The sequence below is a fragment of the Paenibacillus zeirhizosphaerae genome, from assembly GCF_030705605.1.
Classification (GTDB): Bacteria; Bacillota; Bacilli; order Paenibacillales; family Paenibacillaceae; genus Paenibacillus; species Paenibacillus zeirhizosphaerae.
In genome coordinates, this window is record NZ_JAPCKK010000017.1 from 1 (window position 1) to 19,107 (window position 19,107).

General features: G+C 48.8%; 13 protein-coding genes, 11 tRNA genes and 1 rRNA gene. 21 read left to right on the forward strand and 4 right to left on the reverse strand.

Annotated features, from left to right (window positions below; translation table 11 throughout):
- Positions 1–8: 8 nt before the first annotated feature.
- The 19 genes from rrf (at position 9) to glmS (ending at position 12,086) form a co-directional block, all read left to right on the forward strand.
- Positions 9–125, forward strand: a 5S ribosomal RNA gene (rrf, locus tag OIN60_RS14295).
- Between the two features lie 33 nt (positions 126–158).
- Positions 159–234, forward strand: a tRNA-Asn gene (locus OIN60_RS14300).
- 1 nt (position 235) lies between these two features.
- Positions 236–308: transfer RNA gene (locus OIN60_RS14305), tRNA-Thr, on the forward strand.
- A gap of 5 nt (positions 309–313) precedes the next feature.
- Positions 314–385: transfer RNA gene (locus tag OIN60_RS14310), tRNA-Glu, on the forward strand.
- 7 nt (positions 386–392) lie between these two features.
- A tRNA-Val gene (locus tag OIN60_RS14315) sits at positions 393–468 on the forward strand.
- A gap of 51 nt (positions 469–519) precedes the next feature.
- Positions 520–594, forward strand: a tRNA-Gln gene (locus OIN60_RS14320).
- A gap of 5 nt (positions 595–599) precedes the next feature.
- Positions 600–675, forward strand: a tRNA-Lys gene (locus OIN60_RS14325).
- Between the two features lie 13 nt (positions 676–688).
- A tRNA-Leu gene (locus OIN60_RS14330) sits at positions 689–769 on the forward strand.
- A 4-nt stretch (positions 770–773) separates the two neighbouring features.
- Positions 774–848, forward strand: a tRNA-Gly gene (locus OIN60_RS14335).
- Positions 849–855: 7 nt separating this feature from the next.
- Positions 856–932, forward strand: a tRNA-Arg gene (locus OIN60_RS14340).
- Between the two features lie 38 nt (positions 933–970).
- Positions 971–1,044 (forward strand) — tRNA-Pro (locus OIN60_RS14345).
- Positions 1,045–1,054: 10 nt separating this feature from the next.
- Positions 1,055–1,128, forward strand: a tRNA-Gly gene (locus tag OIN60_RS14350).
- A 387-nt stretch (positions 1,129–1,515) separates the two neighbouring features.
- Positions 1,516–4,311 (forward strand): phosphoenolpyruvate carboxylase, encoded by a 2,796-nt coding sequence (gene ppc, locus OIN60_RS14355; protein ID WP_305755570.1) that lies wholly within the window; start codon positions 1,516–1,518, stop codon positions 4,309–4,311.
- A gap of 124 nt (positions 4,312–4,435) precedes the next feature.
- The gene (gene sigW / locus OIN60_RS14360) at positions 4,436–5,002 is read left to right on the forward strand and encodes an RNA polymerase sigma factor SigW (RefSeq protein WP_305755571.1); all 567 of its coding nucleotides are present in this window, start codon (positions 4,436–4,438) and stop codon (positions 5,000–5,002) included.
- Between the two features lie 145 nt (positions 5,003–5,147).
- Positions 5,148–5,762 carry a zf-HC2 domain-containing protein gene (locus tag OIN60_RS14365; RefSeq protein ID WP_305755572.1) on the forward strand — a complete coding sequence of 205 codons (615 nt, stop codon included), beginning with the start codon at positions 5,148–5,150 and terminating at the stop codon, positions 5,760–5,762.
- A 225-nt stretch (positions 5,763–5,987) separates the two neighbouring features.
- The gene (gene cdaA, locus OIN60_RS14370; protein ID WP_305755573.1) at positions 5,988–6,818 is read left to right on the forward strand and encodes a diadenylate cyclase CdaA; all 831 of its coding nucleotides are present in this window, start codon (positions 5,988–5,990) and stop codon (positions 6,816–6,818) included.
- Entirely contained in the window at positions 6,815–8,269 is a 1,455-nt protein-coding gene (locus OIN60_RS14375) for a CdaR family protein (protein WP_305755574.1), read from the forward strand. The genes cdaA and OIN60_RS14375 overlap by 4 nt, the downstream gene beginning before the upstream one ends.
- Positions 8,270–8,335: 66 nt before the next feature.
- Entirely contained in the window at positions 8,336–9,676 is a 1,341-nt protein-coding gene (gene glmM, locus OIN60_RS14380; protein WP_305755575.1) for a phosphoglucosamine mutase, read from the forward strand.
- Positions 9,677–10,253: 577 nt separating this feature from the next.
- Positions 10,254–12,086 carry a glutamine--fructose-6-phosphate transaminase (isomerizing) gene (glmS, locus tag OIN60_RS14385; RefSeq protein WP_305755576.1) on the forward strand — a complete coding sequence of 611 codons (1,833 nt, stop codon included), beginning with the start codon at positions 10,254–10,256 and terminating at the stop codon, positions 12,084–12,086.
- Positions 12,087–12,568: 482 nt separating this feature from the next.
- On the opposite strand, the gene OIN60_RS14390 is transcribed toward glmS, so the two are convergent.
- Both OIN60_RS14390 and OIN60_RS14395 read right to left on the reverse strand, forming a co-directional pair.
- A complete protein-coding gene (locus OIN60_RS14390) occupies positions 12,569–12,856 on the reverse strand; it encodes a Dabb family protein (protein ID WP_305755577.1) in 288 nt (95 codons plus the stop codon).
- Between the two features lie 24 nt (positions 12,857–12,880).
- Positions 12,881–13,594 (reverse strand): TetR/AcrR family transcriptional regulator, encoded by a 714-nt coding sequence (locus OIN60_RS14395; protein ID WP_305755578.1) that lies wholly within the window; start codon positions 13,592–13,594, stop codon positions 12,881–12,883.
- Between the two features lie 770 nt (positions 13,595–14,364).
- On the opposite strand from OIN60_RS14395, the gene OIN60_RS14400 reads away from it, so the two are divergent.
- Positions 14,365–14,769, forward strand: coding sequence for a VOC family protein (locus OIN60_RS14400; RefSeq protein WP_305755579.1), 405 nt, complete (start codon positions 14,365–14,367; stop codon positions 14,767–14,769).
- A gap of 736 nt (positions 14,770–15,505) precedes the next feature.
- Positions 15,506–16,384 (forward strand): PhzF family phenazine biosynthesis protein, encoded by an 879-nt coding sequence (locus OIN60_RS14405; RefSeq protein ID WP_305755580.1) that lies wholly within the window; start codon positions 15,506–15,508, stop codon positions 16,382–16,384.
- 358 nt (positions 16,385–16,742) lie between these two features.
- Here OIN60_RS14405 and OIN60_RS14410 read toward each other — a convergent pair whose 3' ends face one another.
- Together OIN60_RS14410 and OIN60_RS14415 are read right to left on the reverse strand one after the other, a co-directional pair.
- Complete coding sequence (locus OIN60_RS14410; protein WP_305755581.1) at positions 16,743–17,813, reverse strand: NADP-dependent oxidoreductase; 1,071 nt, start codon at positions 17,811–17,813, stop codon at positions 16,743–16,745.
- A gap of 217 nt (positions 17,814–18,030) precedes the next feature.
- Complete coding sequence (locus OIN60_RS14415; protein ID WP_305755582.1) at positions 18,031–18,960, reverse strand: oxidoreductase; 930 nt, start codon at positions 18,958–18,960, stop codon at positions 18,031–18,033.
- Positions 18,961–19,107 lie beyond the last annotated feature (147 nt).

A 19,107-nucleotide genomic window follows, 5' to 3' on the forward strand; every position in this document is an offset into this window, starting at 1 on the left:
AAAACCTGTCTGGTGGCGATAGCGGAGGGGTTCCACGCGTACCCATCCCGAACACGACCGTTAAGCCCTCCAGCGCCGATGGTACTTGGACCGAAGGGTCCTGGGAGAGTAGGACGTTGCCAGGCAAAACCTTTACGCTTGTTCAACAAGCGTAGTATTCCCTGATAGCTCAGTTGGTAGAGCACTCGACTGTTAATCGAGTTGTCACAGGTTCGAGTCCTGTTCGGGGAGCCATGCTCTCATAGCTCAGTAGGTAGAGTGCATCCATGGTAAGGATGAGGTCACCGGTTCGATCCCGGTTGAGAGCTTATATGGCCCGTTGGTCAAGGGGTTAAGACACCTCCCTTTCACGGAGGTAACAGGGGTTCGAATCCCCTACGGGTCATTCATATGGAGGCTTAGCTCAGCTGGGAGAGCATCTGCCTTACAAGCAGAGGGTCGGGGGTTCGATCCCCTCAGCCTCCACCATGTTTTTTTAATAATGTGACTGGTAATGGGGAATCCTATTTATATGCATAATGGGGATTAGCCAAGCGGTAAGGCAACGGACTTTGACTCCGTCATGCATAGGTTCAAATCCTATATCCCCAGCCATCTATGAGCCATTAGCTCAGTCGGTAGAGCACCTGACTTTTAATCAGGGTGTCGAAGGTTCGAGTCCTTCATGGCTCACCAGTTTTTACAATGTGCGCGTGTGGCGGAATTGGCAGACGCACTAGACTTAGGATCTAGCGTCTTTGACGTGGGGGTTCAAGTCCCTCCACGCGCATTATGCGGACGTGGCTCAGCGGTAGAGCATCGCCTTGCCAAGGCGAGGGTCGCGGGTTCGATTCCCGTCGTCCGCTCCATTAGTTTGTCCCCTTAGCTCAGCTGGATAGAGCGTTTGACTACGAATCAAAAGGTCGGGAGTTCGAATCTCTCAGGGGACGCCATATTACTTCAGTGAAATTATAATTTCGTGAAATACTATCGGGACGTAGCTCAGCTTGGTAGAGCACCTGGTTTGGGACCAGGGGGTCGCATGTTCAAATCGTGTCGTCCCGATCTTTAATTTGCGGGTGTAGTTCAATGGTAGAACTCCAGCCTTCCAAGCTGGTAGCGTGGGTTCGATTCCCATCACCCGCTCCATTGTGTATAATCAAGCCGCAAGGCTTTTTTTTGTATTTTGTTTTAATGAAGATAATAACTTGGAGAAAGCATGGATACGATGTTGCTTTCTCCTTTTTTCTATATTTATTTATGCAAATGCTTGTTTCAAGGCTAAGGAATATGTACTCTACAAAAGTACAAACTAAGCTTAGAGCTTCCGGGGGATTCTACATATAGGAGTCACTCAATCTGTAGAATAAAAATTTGTTTTCATGAATAAACATCACACTTGCTAAAAATAATAAAGCACTTTTCTCTCTAAATTTCCCGTTTAAAATTAAAGCTTTTCACTGATTTTTATTGTATGATGTTAAGAAAGTGTCAATTTTTCATGGTATGAATATCGGATGAGATGGGAGGAAAAGCATGACTGAGCAGCTTACGTTGACCGCAAATAAAAGCCAATCTAACAATCTACTGCGGCGTGACGTTCGTTTCTTAGGTACGATTCTCGGAGAGGTCCTTGTACACCAGGGGGGCAACGAGCTTCTGGATATCGTAGAGAAAATAAGAGAAACGAGCAAATCCTTGCGGGCGGAATTTTTGCCTGAGCTTTTCGATGATTTCAAATCCATGATCGGAAATCTGGAGCCGGAAATCCGGCATCAGGTGATCCGTGCTTTCGCCATATATTTCCAATTGGTGAACATTGCTGAACAGAATCACCGTATTCGCAGAAAACGTGATTATGAACGATCTGCCGGTGAAGAGATTCAGCCCGGCTCCATCGAAAAATCAGTTCAGGAACTGAAAGAGCAGGGATTCACAGCCGAGGATGTACACTCTATACTTGGTGAGCTTTCCCTGGAACTGGTGATGACCGCCCATCCGACAGAGGCTATGCGGCGGGCCATTTTGGATATTCACAAACGTATATCCGAGTATGTTATGCAATTAGATAATCCAACGCTGACTTTCCGTGAGCGTGAACAGCTTCGTCATAGCCTGCTGAATGAGGTTATCACACTTTGGCAAACCGATGAGCTGAGGGACCGCAAACCAACGGTATTGGACGAGGTCCGTAATGGCATGTACTTTTTCCATGAGACGCTGTTTCACGTGCTCCCTGACGTATATCAGGAGCTTGAACGCTGTTTGAATAAATATTATCCGGGGGAAAGATGGCATATCCCTACATATCTTCGCTTTGGTTCCTGGATCGGCGGGGATCGGGACGGAAATCCTTCCGTAACCGCTGATATCACGTGGGATACACTCCTTATGCAGCGCAAACTGGCTGTACGTGAGTATCAGCGCATTCTTTTCGACTTGATGGGCTCGCTGAGCTTCAGCACCAGTATTGTGACGGTCTCCGAGGAGCTTATTGCTTCAATTAAACAAGATAAAATAAATGTTCCTCTGAAAAAGATGGAAATATGGCATAATGAAAAAGAGCCGTATCGGATCAAATTGGCCTACATGATGGCTAAAGTTAACAATGTGCTTGAAGATACCAAAAAAGGCACGAAAGAGCAGTATGCGAGTGCTGCTGAGCTTATCGTGGATCTTAATATCATCGACCGCAGCCTGCGTCATCATTTTGCTGATTATGTAGCGGATACGTATATTCAAAAAATGATCCGCCAGGTCGAACTGTTCGGATTCCATACGGCAACCTTGGATATCCGCCAGCACAGCCAGGAGCATGAAAATGCGATGACTGAAATTTTGGCGAAAATGAACATCACACCTGATTACAAAAGCCTTGCTGAAGAAGAGAAGATTGAGCTTCTGGAAGCCTTGATGAATGATCCGCGTCCGATTACATCCCGTTATTTAGATTATAGTGAAAGCACGCGGGAATGCCTTAACGTGTACCAGACGATCTATAGAGCGCAGCAGGAGTACGGCAGACAGTGCATCACCAGCTACCTGATCAGTATGACACAGGGTGCGAGCGATATGCTGGAAGTGATGGTATTGGCCAAAGAAGCCGGCTTGTTCCGCAAGGAAGTGGACGGAACGATCGTTTGCAGCATTCAATCCGTTCCGCTCTTTGAGACCATCGATGATCTGCATGCCGCGCCTGAAATCATGAGAAGGCTGTTGAAGCTTCCAGTATATCGTCAATCGGTTGCAGCGATGAATCATTTGCAGGAAATCATGCTTGGCTACTCGGACAGCAACAAGGATGGCGGGGTTGTAACAGCTAATTACGAGCTGCGTGTATCCATGAACGAGCTTACCAAGGTGGCTAACGAGTTTGATATCAAGCTGAAATTCTTCCATGGGCGTGGAGGTGCGCTTGGACGGGGAGGAATGCCGCTGAACCGCAGCATTCTGGCCCAGCCGCCAGGAACGGTAGGCGGGGGAATCAAGATCACGGAGCAGGGCGAAGTGCTCTCATCCCGTTATTCTTTAAAAGGCATCGCATACCGCAGTCTTGAACAGGCTACGTCGGCCCTGCTTACATCGGCCATGTACCGCCGTTCCGGTAAAGAAGAAAAGTTCAATGAACAGTGGGAAGAGATTATCACGCAGATATCTGAGGTGTCGCTGGAGAAGTATCAGGACCTGATTTTCCGTGATCCAGACTTTTTCGCGTTCTTTAAAGAGTCAACACCGCTTCCGGAAATTGGAGAGTTGAATATCGGTTCCAGGCCGTCGAAACGTAAAAACAGCGACCGCTTTGAGGACCTGCGTGCAATTCCTTGGGTATTTGCATGGACTCAGAGCCGTTCTTTATTGCCTGCTTGGTATGCCGCCGGTTCCGGACTACAAAGCTTCTATCAGGATAAGGAAGAAAATATGCAGGTGCTGCAAGCGATGTATAGGGAGTTTCCCTTCTTCCGCTCTTTGATCGATACATTGCAAATGGCTATCGCTAAAGCGGATCTCGTGATCGCCAAGGAATACGCCCGTATGACGGATAACGACGAAGCAAGGCAACGCATACTCGGCTTAATCACCCAAGAATACGAGTTGACCTCCAGCCTGATTTTGAACATTACAGGGCAAAAGGAAATCCTGGATAATGTACCTGTGATTCAGGAGTCCATCCGGCTGCGGAACCCTTATGTCGATCCGCTCAGCTACATGCAGGTGCAATTGTTAACCGAGCTTCGGCAAATGAGAGAACAGAATGGTGATGATGCCGAATTGCTGCGGGAGGTGCTGCTTACAATCAACGGTATTGCGGCAGGATTAAGAAATACCGGCTGATACGTTAGCAGAGGATGCTCTAAAAATACGCGGTCGGGTGCTCAAATGAGGACCCGGCTGTTTCTGTTATTGCTCGTAGGAGCAATATAATATCAACCCATCAGCAAGTCTGGGGGAATAAACGGTGGAAAACATGGACAGCCGCTTGGTCAAGCTGATTCTTAAAGGGGATCAACGGGCCTTTGCGGAGCTAGTGGAGCTTTATAAGGATAAAATATTTCATCTGACGTACCGGATGCTTGGCAACCGGCATGAAGCAGAAGATATGGTACAGGAGACTTTTTTACGCGTTTACCGCAATTTGGATAAGTATGACCCTAATCAAAAATTCTCCACATGGATATACCGTATTGCTACCAATTTATGTATTGACCGATTGCGAAGAAGAAAACCTACATATTCGCTAGATGCGGAAATTAATGATCAGGAAGGCAGCGATGGATACGGGATGCTTCCAAGCGATGAGCGTACACCTGAGGGTGAAACTCTCTTGTTGGAGACACAAACTCAAATCAGGGAAGCCATAGACAGCCTGCCGGCTAAATACAAATCTATTATGGTACTCCGCTATTTACAGGATATGTCCCTCCAGGAGGTCAGTGATGTGCTTAATCTTCCGGTCACGACAATTAAGACACGAGTTCACCGGGGGCGGGAGTTTCTGCGGAAAAAGCTTGAACACAAATTGTAGTTAATTCATTTTTTGTGAAACATATCTGTTACGGAAACGTAAGTAATGTTGTACAAACGGACCTTGCGCTAATAGATGCCTTGACCGGATTGGATTTGTATCCATTGGCGGCAAGTCGGAAGACTACAAGAAAGGATTGGCTCATATGGAATGCAAAGAGGCCGTCTCTTTTATGCACCAGTACCTGGACGGTGATCTGTCCAAGCAGGAAAAGAGTGAGTTGCAGAATCATCTGCTGGTATGCCAGGATTGCCGGATGCGGTTTAAAGAGCTGGAGCGGACCGAAACGATGCTATTCGGAATCCAGCATCCCCTGCCTTCTGTTACGGATGAGCTGACTGATCGGATTTTGAGCATTATGCCAACACCGAAGCGGCAGCAGAGGTGGGTCAAATGGATAAAGAGACATCCGGCTGCTACAGCAGCGGCTTTCTTTCTCGTTGTCGTCCTATCCAGTTTAGTAAGCAATTGGGGCCAGAACAGCCAACTAGTGGTCCGGGGAGACCATCTGGACCAGCTTGTTATCCAGGGCAACACGGTTATTGTGCCTGAAGGCAAAGCTATTGATGGAGATCTGACGGTGGAAAACGGAACTGCTCAGGTGTATGGGGATGTAGAAGGAAATTTGACGGTGATTGACGGCTCATATTACCAAGCGTCAACCGCAAACATATCGGGACAAATAAAAAGCATTGACAGGGCGCTGGATTGGGTATGGTATAAAATTTCGAATTTGTTCACAGATGTGGCATACCGCTAGGGCCTTAACCTGAGAGACCAAAATAAGCGCCTCTTTCCGCGGAAAGGGCGCTTATTTTGGTGTCAGGTTCCAATATTTTGCGAAAACAACCGATATGCACCATTAAAATCGGAGTTCGGCTTGCAACCTGACCGCGATCGTTATAACCTAGATAAAGAGACCATACTATATACATACTGTCGGTTAGGACGACCCACTTATCATTGACACTGCGGGGGCATGCGCATGCTGGAGTACTTTACGGATATGACTTGGCAAGAGTCCATTAAGGACTTAATCGATATTTTAATTGTAACGTATATTATATATCAGATTATTTTGCTGGTGCGGGGCACCCGGGCAGTTCAACTGTTGAAAGGGATTCTCGTGCTGGTTGTAATATGGGCACTCAGCACCTGGTTTGATTTGTACACCTTAAAGTGGCTAATGAACCAGATGTTCACCTTCGGGGTGCTGGCGGTTTTCATCATATTTCAGCCTGAGCTTAGACGGGGATTGGAACAGTTGGGCAGGGGGAAGCTGTTTGGACGCTCAAGCGCCGAGGATGAAGAGCTGAATAAACTGATCGGCGAGATTATTAAGGCGCTGAACTATCTTTCCCGTAGGAAAATTGGTGCTCTGATTGTTTTTGAACGTGAGACAGGTCTGAACGAATATACTGAATCCGGGATTAGAACCCAGGCAGTGGTGAGCTCAGAGCTGCTTATCAATATATTTATACCGAATACGCCTTTGCATGACGGGGCGATAATTATCCAGAATAACCAAATTGCAGCGGCAGCATGCTATCTTCCGTTATCGGAGAATCCGTTTATCAGCAAGGAGCTTGGAACAAGGCACCGGGCCGCGATTGGCGTCAGTGAGATGGCTGATGCGGTAGCCATTGTCGTGTCGGAGGAGACAGGCCAAATTTCGCTTGCCATTAACGGGCAGGTTGTAAGGGATATTAAGGAAGAATCGCTTATCTCCAAATTGTATGAGGAACTGCGCCCGGCTACATCGATTAAGGAAAAGCGCAAGCCGTTCTGGAAGCGGGGAGGCGGCGGCAGCTCATGATGGACAGATGGTTTAACAATGCAACGTTCTCCAAATTGCTAGCCTTGTTGATCAGTATTCTGCTTTGGGCTATGGTGCATCTGGATAGTGGTACTACTTCTTCGGGCATTACTACGGCTTATGATAATAAAACGATAAAAGATGTTGCGGTCCAGGCAGCGGGACTGAATGACAACTATGTGCTCACTGGCATGAGCACGGACAGGGTGACGCTTGAGGTTAGGGGGAAGCGCTCGCTTTTGACGTCGTTTTTTACGGATGATTATAAAGTGACGGTTGATTTAACCAATATGAAGTCAGGAACGGAGACGCTGCCGCTGAGAACTGATCTGCCTTCCGGTGTTGAGGTGGTGTCCATCAATCCGTCCATGGTTACGGTAACGGTGGAGGAGAAAAAGACGGAAGCTTTCAATGTAAATATCGCGACAAATGGTGATCCCGCAGCAGGTATGAGGCTGGGTACGCCTACCTCAGACCCGGCAGAGGTTCATGTCACTTTGGCGGAAAGCCGCTTAGAAGCAGTGGCTTCTGTACGTGGGACCGTAGATGTCAGCGGGGCAAAAGAAAATGTGACCGAACGAAAAGTCCGGCTCAGGGCCTACGACAAAAATGGCCAGGAAATTGAAGAGGCCGTGATTGAACCTGCAACTGTTTCTATCGAGGTGCCGGTTGTACAGGGATACAAAACACTGCCTATACGGGTAAGCTATACAGGTGATCTGCCAGATGGTCTGGTTCTGGCCAGTGTGAAGCCTAGTGTGACGGAAGCAAGCGTGTATGCTCCGTCTGCTGTGTTGTCAGAGCTAACGGGAAATGTGACAGCGACGCTGAATCTCAGCACGCTGACGGAAGCAGGGACCAGGCAGGTACAGGCCAACCTGACGGTGCCAGAGGGGGCAGGGAGCGTATATCCTGCGGCGATTGAGCTGGAGGTTACCGTGGCCCCGGATGGTGCGGTGACCACTTCGCAGAGAACGATTGAGAACGTTCCAATCCAGATTAATGGAGCTGCCGAGGCAGGGGGTGTAACGATCGTAACCCCGGAAAGCCAGACTCTGAGTGTCAGTGTGAATGGACCCGAAGATCTAGTGAGTGAATTGACGAATGACGATATCGCACTGGTAGCTGATGTTGCGGGCCTGGAGCCAGGACAGCATAACGTTTCTCTCCAGGTAACGCTGCCGAAGTACATTTCCCTGACTGAGGAGGACACGCCATTATCGGCTACTGTCCAAGTCCAGGACAGCTCAGAACCCACTGTTACGACCCCGGAAGGAGACACAGGGGAGAGTTCGACGGGGGAGAGCGGGGAGTCTAACGGCGGAGAAGTCCAGGAGACGTTACCCCCAGATGGTGCCGGGGAAGGGAATGCGACAGAGGGCGGACAGGATACCGGCCAGCAGGGCAGCGAAGGCAGTCCTAACAATACAGAGGAGACAAACCAGCCTTAATACAATATAAAAAACATCTATAATCTAAAACAAAAAAAGCAATATTAAAGAGGGAGTCATCATCATATGGGAAAATACTTTGGAACAGACGGTGTCAGAGGTGTAGCAAATAAAGAGCTGACTGCAGAATTGGCTTACAGTATCGGACGCTGTGGCGGATATGTGCTGGCAGGAAATGTGGAGAAGCCGACAGTTGTGATCGGTATGGATACACGTATTTCAGGATTAATGTTGGAATCGGCTCTGGTAGCCGGAATGCTGTCGATTGGAGCGAATGTAGTCCGGCTAGGGGTGGTATCCACACCTGGTGTGGCTTATATAACCCGCATGCTTAAGGCGGATGCAGGTGTGATGATCTCCGCTTCCCATAATCCGGTTGAAGATAATGGAATCAAGTTTTTTGGAGGAGACGGCTTCAAGCTGTCGGACGAAACGGAGTTGGAGATTGAAGCATTAATGGATGCTGAAGAGGACTTGCTGCCTCGTCCCGTTGGGGGGGGACTGGGGACGGTAACTGTGGATGACCGATCACGTTACCTGTACCTGGATTACCTGAAGACGACCGTCTCCAATTCGTTTAAAGGCCTTAAAATCGTTCTGGACTGCGCCAATGGGGCGGCCTACGAGCTTGCTCCCAAGCTGTTTGAGGATCTGGGTGCGGAAGTGACGGCTATTGGTGCGGAGCCAAACGGTCTAAATATTAATGATCACTGCGGGTCCACGCATCCGGAGAAGCTGAAGGAAGAGGTGCTTCGCTTGAAAGCGGACATCGGACTGGCTTTTGACGGGGATGCGGACCGTCTGATCGCCATTGATGAAAATGGAGAAGAGGTAGACGGTGACTTCATTCTCTGCATTTGTGGAGATGCCATGAACCGCGCCGGTAAGCTGAAGGACAGCACGATTGTTTCCACGGTCATGAGCAACATCGGCTTTTATAAAGCGGCAGAGAGACTGTCTCTTAAAACGGCTAAAACCGCTGTCGGAGACCGCTATGTAATGGAAGAAATGCGTCGCGGCGGATATAATTTGGGCGGTGAGCAGTCTGGACACGTGATTTTTCTGGATTATAATACGACCGGCGACGGAATGTTGACGGCGATTCAACTGGTGGATACTCTCGCGGCGTCCGGCAAGAAGCTCAGTGAGTTGAAATCCTTGATGAAGCAGTATCCTCAGGTGCTGGTTAACGTACGTGTGCAGGACAAAACCAATTACCCGGGCAATCCGGCCATCGCTGAAGCGATACAGAAGGTCGAGCAGAAGCTTGGAGACAACGGACGTGTGCTGGTTCGTCCTTCCGGTACGGAATCGTTGATCCGTGTCATGGCGGAGGGACCTGATAAGGAAGAGCTTGAACGTTATGTGGACGAAATTGTCGAGGTTGTGAAAACGGAGCTCGTTTAAAGGGTGCGTGCAAGCCTGGGCCCGGAGCAGCCGCTGAGCGTCTTTTTCGTCTGAGCGTGACCGGGCTCGGGTAGTTATGTAAAGAAAATTGGCAGCGGAAGGTACAAAACACCATTGCCAAATTCGACAGACATGCATATAATGAATGAGTATTTTGGAATCAAAATTAGAGAGCGAGGGTAGTGAGGTTCACAACCACTAAGCGCCAGAGCTTGTAAATTGCGCGGGGGAACTTCGGTTCACGGCATAACAAGCTGACGAGGTGGAGGTGTTCGAAATGTTCGGCGGGGACCTCCCGGTGATGCATCTAACCGTAAACCGATTTCGGAAAAGAAATGGGTGACCATTTTTACAACGAACCGGTAGATGCCACTAAACTATAAATTTATGGATTCATTTCATGAATGTGCGGCCATCAGCAGGTGTGCGGTACGGGAATGCGTGACATTCGTGAAGATTCTTTATTGTCGATACCGGTTTTCTTTGACAACTTCATAATGAACTCTTTCCCGCATATTCCGCATGCTCTTTTTCAAGGTCCCGTTCTCACTGAAATGATGATCGGAGGAAATCGAACATGTGTGGTATTGTAGGGTATATTGGAAATAAGAATACACAGGAAATTTTGCTGGAAGGCTTGAGCAAGCTGGAATACCGTGGATATGATTCGGCGGGAATCGCCGTGTTTACTAATGACGGTCTCCGAGTTGCCAAAGCCAAAGGCCGCCTTGCCAACCTCGAAGCCAAGCTGGAGGGAACGCCGCTGATCGGCAGCGCAGGCATTGGACATACACGCTGGGCTACGCACGGGAAGCCTTCTGATGTGAACTCCCATCCACATACGGATGAAAGCCAGAAGTTTTCGGTGGTTCATAACGGGATTATCGAGAATTATCTGGAACTGAAGGAGGAAATGATGAGGGAGGGGCACACATTCCGGTCCGAAACCGATACGGAAATCGTGTCCCACCTGATTGCACGTGAGTACCAAGGTGACATCGTCAAAGCGGTGCAGAAAGCCATTAAATATATTCGCGGCGCATTTGCGTTGGGTGTATTGACTGAATACGAGCCGGAAAAGCTGGTCGCGGTTCGTCAGGCAAGCCCGCTTGTCATTGGCGTAGGAGAAGGCGAAAATTTCATTGGATCTGATATTCCTGCTATTCTGAAATATACACGTAATGTATATATTCTCGAAGATGGAGAGATGGCTGTACTGACAAAAGACGCTGTCGAACTGTTGACGATTGAAGGAAACTTTATTGCTCGGGAAATGATCCATGTCGATTGGGATGCTGTTACTGCTGAAAAAGGCGGCTACGAGCATTTTATGCTGAAGGAAATTCACGAGCAGCCAAAAGCTTATCGGGATACGATGCTCGGACGCATCGATCATGCCAATCATCAAGTCGTTCTGCCGGAGCTGAAGCTGTCCGTAGAGCAGATTAAAAATATCCGCAACGTGCATATCGTTGCTTGTGGTACGGCGTATAATGCTGGTCTGATCGGTCGCACGGTGATCGAACAATTTGCCCGCATTCCGGTTGAGAATGACGTGGCATCTGAATACCGTTACCGTTCGCCAATCATCACGCCTGAAACGCTGGTTATCGTAGTTAGCCAATCGGGTGAAACAGCCGATACGCTTGCTGCTTTACGTGAAGCGAGAGCCAACGGCGCACATGTGCTTGCGATCACCAACGTGGTGGGCAGCTCCATCGCCCGCGACGCGGACGATGTACTCGTAACATTGGCTGGTCCTGAAATTGCCGTAGCGTCAACGAAAGCATATACTTCTCAGTTAATTGCTTTTTATCTGTTTGGACTTTACCTCGCGCAAGTACGTGGAACAATGAATAAGGAAGAAGTTGCTCATGTACTGGCCGCCATGGAAGCTCTGCCTGAGCAAGTGGAAGCGATGCTGGGTCAGGCGGATCCGATCAAGACTTATGCTGAGCATATTGCCAAGCACAAACATCTGTTCTTCATTGGCCGTGGTCAAGATTACGCTGTAGTACAGGAGGGCTCTCTGAAGCTGAAGGAGATCTCTTATATCCATTCCGAGGCATATGCTGCAGGTGAGCTGAAGCACGGTACGCTGGCGCTGATTGAAGAGGGCATCCCTGTCATCTCTCTTGTTACCCAGGAATCCGTGATGGAGAAAACGGTGAGCAACATCAAAGAAGTGAAAGCACGTGGTGCCGAGGTGCTCGCAATCTCCTATGAAGAGCACGCTGCAGAGCTGCTGAAGTCCGTAGACCATGTGATTACGATTCCGAAAACTCTGCCGATTCTGACGGCTGCAATTTCTGTCGTAACGCTGCAACTGCTGGCATATTATGCTTCTCTCGCATTGGGTCATGATGTCGATAAGCCTCGTAACCTGGCGAAGAGCGTAACGGTGGAGTAATCGTTTTAAGTAACCAGAGGGAGCTGTCAAAAGAAAATAATGATCTAGACCGGAAAATAAAATGTTAGACTCAGCAAATAAAGTTGTAGACTGAGAAAATTAAGTATTAGACTGACAATGCTTCATTAAGCTATACCAGTTAATAGCTTGTCAACATTACCAGTAAAGTGATTCTAGATCATGTGGTATAGTTAAAATGAGCATGCCAAATCCCCCTACAATTTTCGATGTGTCTTGGAAGGTTATGCCAATACCATTTTTTTAAATTGGGGCAGCGTCCAAGAAATACAAAGCAGTGCCGATCTATTGAGATAATGGCGATCATGGCTTCGCTTTGGCAACCGAACAAACAACGCCATAACCCAGCGGCATTATAAATGCAATTATGCAAGGCATGCAATAGCCCGTCTTGTATGCATAGATGAAAGAAGCTCCTGTGATGATCACAAGAGCTTCTTTTCTTCTGAAGTATATCATCTAAATTATATTTCGTAGTTCACGGTTACCACTTTCTCTTGAATCCCAAAAATATATCTAGCAACTTCAAGATGTGCAGGATGTGCAAGGTATGCATTAAAATCCTCTTTTGAATTAAATTGTGCAACCATCGCTATATCATAAGAAATTTGAGCGTGAGTAAAGTCTACTCCAACCGATAAATCCTTCAGATGTTCAATTTTGCCCTTCATTCCCAGCAGCTTGTTTTTCACGGTGCTTATTGTTTCTTCATTGCGGTTCTTAAGCTTAGTCACAAAAACATGTATAATCATAATATACCCTCCAGTAAGTGAACTCTAATTGCCAGACAATATGTCAAGCCATTCCTTAAGCAGTGCAGTTTCGGAAGCTCTTAGAGCAGAAATTTGGACTTTGGATAATTCATTCCGCAAAGTAGAAGCGGCCTCTACGATTTGTGGTGAGACCAACTGATCCTCGTATGAGGGGGCGGGCCCAATTAAGATCGAGATCAGCATGTTGCAGGTAATGGAGACCAGAGGATGGTGAATGTTGCTGTTCGAGCGGATGAGATGAAACGTTAGCCCTGTCGCGACCGACTCTATAAGATCTGTTGATATGTTGATCGGTAATCGCAGCCGGCCGGTATCTTCAATATGACGCATGAACTCCATTACCTCCGAGCGGGCGTTGGTGGCGGCTGGTGACACCGTGTGTGTGGATGCCCGGCAGTACATCAGATCATACAGCGCCGGATTATCCAATCCAAAAGTGATATGCATATCCCATACGTTTTTAAAGTCGGCAATGAGGTCACCTGTACGTTCAATCTTTCTTTTTTGAGCGAGGTACTGATCAAATGCCTCCTTAACCACAGCATGTAATAAAGCCTCTTTATCGTCAAAGTAATGATACAGGGTCGGCGCTTTCACCCCTGCTGCTTCGCATACCTCGCGGTTTGAAATGTCACCGGCTGGTGAAACGGCCAGCAACTGGGCTGTAGATTTCAGAATTCTTGTACGCGTCTCCTTGGACCGTTCAGCATTTCGCATTAGCTTAATCACCCCTATTCTAGATAAGAAGTAAAGAAAAGAAACTCATTTAGTATATTGATGATATACAATTAACATGTATTAGTCAACTGCCGATATAAAATAACTCTAAATCCCTTAACTTGAAGCCATGTGTATGAGCCAGCTATGGCATGGCTGCTGCGGGAAGTGGGGCTTCCGATCACTGTTGTGCCTAATATGTAAAGTTGGACAAGCCGAATCACCTTTTTCGTGCGCTCGCGGCGTGTATGACCGCATGTGGCGATTGTAATAGCATGAAGCCTGGGCGCGAGTGTTGCTTGAACTGCTGCGTCGCTCACATCACCGCTCCGACTTTCGAAGCACAGTGCGTTGTGTCGATACGATTGCCATCCAAGGAAACCTGTAGCCCGCCAATCCGGTCTCGCTTATACTCTCGGATTCAAAATGGTGCTGCGATGGTAATTTAAGCTAAAGGGGAAACGTTAGTTTAACGACAACAGCGGCAGTCTAAGACTTTATTTATCAAGTCTTGATCCGCCGCTGCTTCTTTTAATTGATCAGTCTAAAACTTATTTTTCAAAAGCTGGAAATTCTTCAATTCAAAAATCGCGTTAAATCAACGACTCCAGTCTAATACTTTATTTTCAACGAACAGCCCGAGGGGAATAATTCGGCGCTCCCTTTTAATTTATATAGAAGTTTTCATAAAACACTATTGACATACTGTTGTTAGTAGTGTTTTGTATGATATGATACTGTATCACTTATTATAGGAAGGATGGTATCTCGTGAATTTTGCTTCTGTACGCATTATTACTGATGACGTGGATCGTCTCGTCGAGTTCTATGAGAAAATCACGGGTGTTTCGGCGGAACGCCCTGCGCCTGTCTTTGCCGAACTCGTTATGCCATCGTGCACCCTAGCGATCGGCCACTCCCAGACGGTGCAACTGTTCGGCGCTGGTTCCGCAGTGGCTGCCAACAATCACACTGTCATCATCGAGTTCCACGTCCACGATGTCGATGCCGAATACGAGCGCTTGAAGCCGTTTGTCGATGAGTGGGTAAAGGAACCTACCACAATGCCGTGGGGGAACCGTGCCGTGCTGTTTCGCGATCCCGACGGCAATCTTGTTAACCTCTTCACGCCGGTGACCGAGGAAGCAATCAAACGGTTCAGTGGTAGGCGTTGACGGACAGTTGAAGTGAGTGAGGCGAATTTCGTAATTAGTAATTTTACTGACTGCTGAAAGAGACCATAGCGACGAGCTATGGTCTCTTCATTTTATCTAGGTATTTCATAACCGCGCATGGAGACACGCGACTTAAGTCGTGTGAGGAATTGCGCTCGGCATAAGGGCTACCATGGGTAGCTCGAAATCCGAAAGCTCCATACTTCCCCCTGGTATTAAGAGTTTCTCTCACTTATGCTCTCTCATTCGCAGGATTCCTACTTCTAGGATGTCGAAACCAGGTATCTACCGACATGTTTTTAGGTCGAGGATACCACATTGCACTATTGCAAACAGATAGAGTCAAACTAGGCTTATTGAAGCATTTGTTTGCTGTTCAAAGCAGGGAGCGGCCCGTCGCGGAGCTGCTCCTAGTGCCGCATATTATTTTTTGTGTGATGCCTCCTTACATTGACCAAGAGATCGGCTGGTGTTTTTCTTAAAGTAGCTTGGACTTCAATGGATCTAAGAAAGCTATCGATGTGCTGTAAATCTGATAGAATATAAATAAAGAAGGAAAAGAATGCCGATGTACATTCGTCCCAAATATTCCCAAACGAAGAGGGGGATACTTCCTTTCAAAAGGCGAGTATTACACGCCTACGAGCATACAGAATGACGGCTGTGTCGTATCAACAAAGCTGATACGTGCGGTAACGCATATTGTTTTTGAAGATAAGGAGGAGACGAGGGGAACATGAATGTGGAAGTGTATACGTTAAATGCGTTTGCGAAAGGTGAGCGTGGCGGTAATCCAGCAGGCGTTGTCTTGGAGGATGGCCTTTCGCTGGATGCTGCTGAAATGCAGCTCATAGCGAAGGAATTAGGCTATTCGGAGACGGCCTTTATGGAGAAATCCATGCTAGCGAATTACAAAGTCCGCTATTTCACCCCCGCCAGCGAAGTTGATCTGTGCGGGCACGCCACGATTGCTGCATTTGGACTCATGCATTCGCTGGGTTTGGCTAAAGCAGGAACCTCCTATACGATAGAAACCAAGGCAGGAATTTTGGATGTGGATATTAGCTCTGAGGGTCTAGTTTATTTATCCCAGGCTTTACCACAATTTCTTGAAAGGATATCCTGTGAGGAAATCGCCCCATCTTTGGGGATGGATCCCGAGGCTCTGGAAACCGGGTTGCCCATCCAGATTGTTTCGACGGGTCTGCGGGACATCTTGATCCCGATCCGCAGCAGGAAGCTATTGGATGAGGTTCAGCCAAATTTTGACGCCATAACCGCCATCAGTGAAAAATATGATGTGGTTGGATATCATTTGTTCACGTTGGATACTCCAGACGGTGCTGCTGCGGAATGCCGGAATTTTGCGCCGCTGTACGATATTCCCGAGGAGAGCGCGACAGGAACATCCAACGGTGCCCTGCTCAGCTATTTGTACCGGCATGGCCAGCGATCTTTGCGGGAAGTGGAGCATGTCATGTTCAGGCAAGGGTATTCGATGGATTGTCCTTCTGAAATCAGGGCAGGATTGCGCCTGAGCGAGAGCGGTGAAATCAACCAAGTTCGGGTTGGCGGTGCAGTGGCTGGCATTGAACGAAGACATATCATCATATAAGCGGAATCAAAAAGCCTGTTTGCAGCCACCATATTATAGGCAGCAAATAGGCTAATTCTGCTACTGGTAAGGCGAGGCTAGATAGCAGAGGATGCATGCGTGAGCAGACGGGTTAACAGTTCTTCTTCATCCAACCAGTCGTCTTCCTAGAATTTGATCACTTTCACATATTAGTGTGAACGGCAGTGGTAAAATCCCCAATAACGGCACTTGAAAATTCCCCATACTCGGCAGACACTCTTCCGTATGGGGACATTTTTTGTTCGACAATAAAAAAGTATGGAATCGATTTGTTAATAGTTAATGCATCTAGAGGGGAGCCGGAAGGATTGATTCCAGGCTACCCTCTTTTTTTATTTTAATGGAGAAACGACAAGTGGCGGTGAGATGGGTGAGTGGAATTGGATATAGAATAAAATGTACCCGAATACATCAGTCGCCGGCAGGCAGGCAGGAGGATCAGTTTGCCACGCGCGTGTCCGCTCTGGCTGATGTCGAGTGCTCTACGCCAGTCCTCGAGGGCGAAAGTCTGGGCGACCGGAACGGTGAACTTGCCGTCTGCGGCGTACTGGGCGAACTCGCTAAGAACATCATAGCGCAAGGTTTGCTCTTCTCCAGTGCTGGCGCGGACGCCGAGCTCGGCGGCTGCGGCGAAGTCGCTGATGGTTAGAACACGGCGGGGATCACCACCGGCGATCCGGATAAGATCGGGTATGATACCGCTGACCGGTGCAGTGTCCAGGACCAGGTCCACCGGCTGTCTGGCGAGTTCGATTACCCGCTCGACCATTCCATCACCGTACGAAGTCACTGTCGCTCCCATCGAGCGGAGCCGGTCGGCGTAAGTGTTACCGGCGGTAGCGATCACGCCGGCGCCGCGCATGAGAGCGATCTGGACGGCAGCGAAGCCCATCATGGTGCCTGCTCCGTGCACCAGCAGGGTGTGGCCCGACTTAACACCAAGTGCTTTAAGGTGGTTGTATGCAATTGTGACCGCCATTGGAAGCGCCGCAGCTTGCACGAACTCGAGTCCTGCAGGGATGCGGACCCAATGGTCTATGATCGCCCGATCCGACGCGCCAGCGATCGGGACGCCGACAAAGTCGGTGGTGCCCAGGACGGCGTCGCCGATGACGACATCGGTGACGTCCTCACCGACCGCATCCACAATCCCGGACAGTTCCAGCCCGATACCGCGGGGCAGCTTACCGGGAAATAGCCCTTTGCACAAAGCCCAGTCGACCGGATTCAGCCCGCAAGCTCGCACTGTCACGCGAATGTGCCCCGGGCCTGGGTCAGGGACCGCGACCTGTTCCATACGGAGGACTTCGGCCGGTTCGCCGTAGTCGTGGAAACGGATCGTCCGCATAGTAGCAGGGTGGGATACCTGATTGTTCACATCTTTGCTCGACGTATCTAAATTCTCCATTTCGATAACCTCCATTTTTTGGGGGGATGATGTTTTAATATAAATCCCAACGGTGCTTCAATAGATTGATACATGAAGTTACTTCATGGATTTTGTTCAAAAGTGATGGTCTCTCTAACCGTATCCATACTAAAACTTAACCTGGATGACACGATGTTCAATCAATCGCTCATGATAGGTGTGACTTGGCCTTATCATCGAAATCAGGAAGCCTTCTTCACGGTAAATCTTCATCAAATACCGCGGCCGGCGCGAGCGCATACTTCACTTGTGTCAATTCCTCGGAAACCGTCCACAACCGCCGCGCGACTGCTTCGTCATGCGAGCGCGTACTCGAAGCGACCTTCTCGGGGGAGCCGCGCAGTTCGAGACTGCTTGGCCCAAAGAAATCTCCACCTCGGACGTCTGGCGCAGTGGCCGCATAAAGGGTCGGCAAGACACCCATTTTCGAGGTCTGCGCGAAAATCGGATTCAGGCGTCGCATGAAGCTGGAATGTCGCAGCGCATTGGTCGCTGACCAGCCCGGATGCACAGCTACTGCCAGCGTTGATTGGCCTGCGGTAACAAGACGACGCTGCAGCTCATAGGTGAACAGCAGATTGGCCAGCTTGCTCTGAGCATAGGCGTGTGCTGGCTTGTATTTCCGCTCCCAGTTCAGATTATCAAAGTGAATGATTCCCGACCGATGTGAAATACTGCTTACGGTCACAATGCGTGCGCCCGGCGTCGCGTTGAGCCGATCCAGCAGTAAACCGGTCAGCGCAAAGTGCCCCAGGTGATTGATTCCAAATTGCTGCTCGAAGCCTTGTGCTGTCTTTCTGTAAGGTGGATGTGCCACGCCAGCGTTGTTGATCAGGAGATCAAGCCGCTGGTAGTTCTGGCGAAAGGCTGTCGCAAAAGCGTGGACGCTCGCCAGATCGCCCAAATCGAGCGCCATTACTATGACCTTGCCCGACGGCTTAAGTGCCCTAATCCGGTCAGCGGCAGGGTTGGCTTTGGCGATACTGCGGCAGGCCATAATGACCGTCGCCCCTTTGATGGCTAGCGCCCGCGCCGCTTCCCAACCAATCCCGCTGTTTGATCCGGTTACAATGGCCACTCGTCCGGTCTGATCTGGCATGTGGTCTTCTGTCCATGGTGTTGTCATGTGATTTCGTCCTTCCTCTGTTCAATCCGAAAACTATCTGTACAGGAGTTCCGGTGTTCGTCCAGCAAACCGTGAAATAACGGTTTGCTGGACTATTCAATTGCTTGAGCTCAGTGTTACCGGATTATGACGGCGCGAGCTCGGACA

What these genes read in the sequence shown, in the direction of transcription:
- ppc (WP_305755570.1), top strand. Translation starts at nt 1,516, where the DNA reads ATGACTGAGCAGCTTACGTTGACCGCAAATAAAAGCCAATCTAACAAT.
- OIN60_RS14365 (WP_305755572.1), top strand. Translation starts at nt 5,148, where the DNA reads ATGGAATGCAAAGAGGCCGTCTCTTTTATGCACCAGTACCTGGACGGT.
- cdaA (WP_305755573.1), top strand. Translation starts at nt 5,988, where the DNA reads ATGCTGGAGTACTTTACGGATATGACTTGGCAAGAGTCCATTAAGGAC.
- OIN60_RS14375 (WP_305755574.1), top strand. Translation starts at nt 6,815, where the DNA reads ATGATGGACAGATGGTTTAACAATGCAACGTTCTCCAAATTGCTAGCC.
- glmM (WP_305755575.1), top strand. Translation starts at nt 8,336, where the DNA reads ATGGGAAAATACTTTGGAACAGACGGTGTCAGAGGTGTAGCAAATAAA.
- glmS (WP_305755576.1), top strand. Translation starts at nt 10,254, where the DNA reads ATGTGTGGTATTGTAGGGTATATTGGAAATAAGAATACACAGGAAATT.
- OIN60_RS14390 (WP_305755577.1), bottom strand. Translation starts at nt 12,856, where the DNA reads ATGATTATACATGTTTTTGTGACTAAGCTTAAGAACCGCAATGAAGAA.
- OIN60_RS14395 (WP_305755578.1), bottom strand. Translation starts at nt 13,594, where the DNA reads ATGCGAAATGCTGAACGGTCCAAGGAGACGCGTACAAGAATTCTGAAA.
- OIN60_RS14405 (WP_305755580.1), top strand. Translation starts at nt 15,506, where the DNA reads ATGAATGTGGAAGTGTATACGTTAAATGCGTTTGCGAAAGGTGAGCGT.
- OIN60_RS14410 (WP_305755581.1), bottom strand. Translation starts at nt 17,813, where the DNA reads ATGGAGAATTTAGATACGTCGAGCAAAGATGTGAACAATCAGGTATCC.
- OIN60_RS14415 (WP_305755582.1), bottom strand. Translation starts at nt 18,960, where the DNA reads ATGACAACACCATGGACAGAAGACCACATGCCAGATCAGACCGGACGA.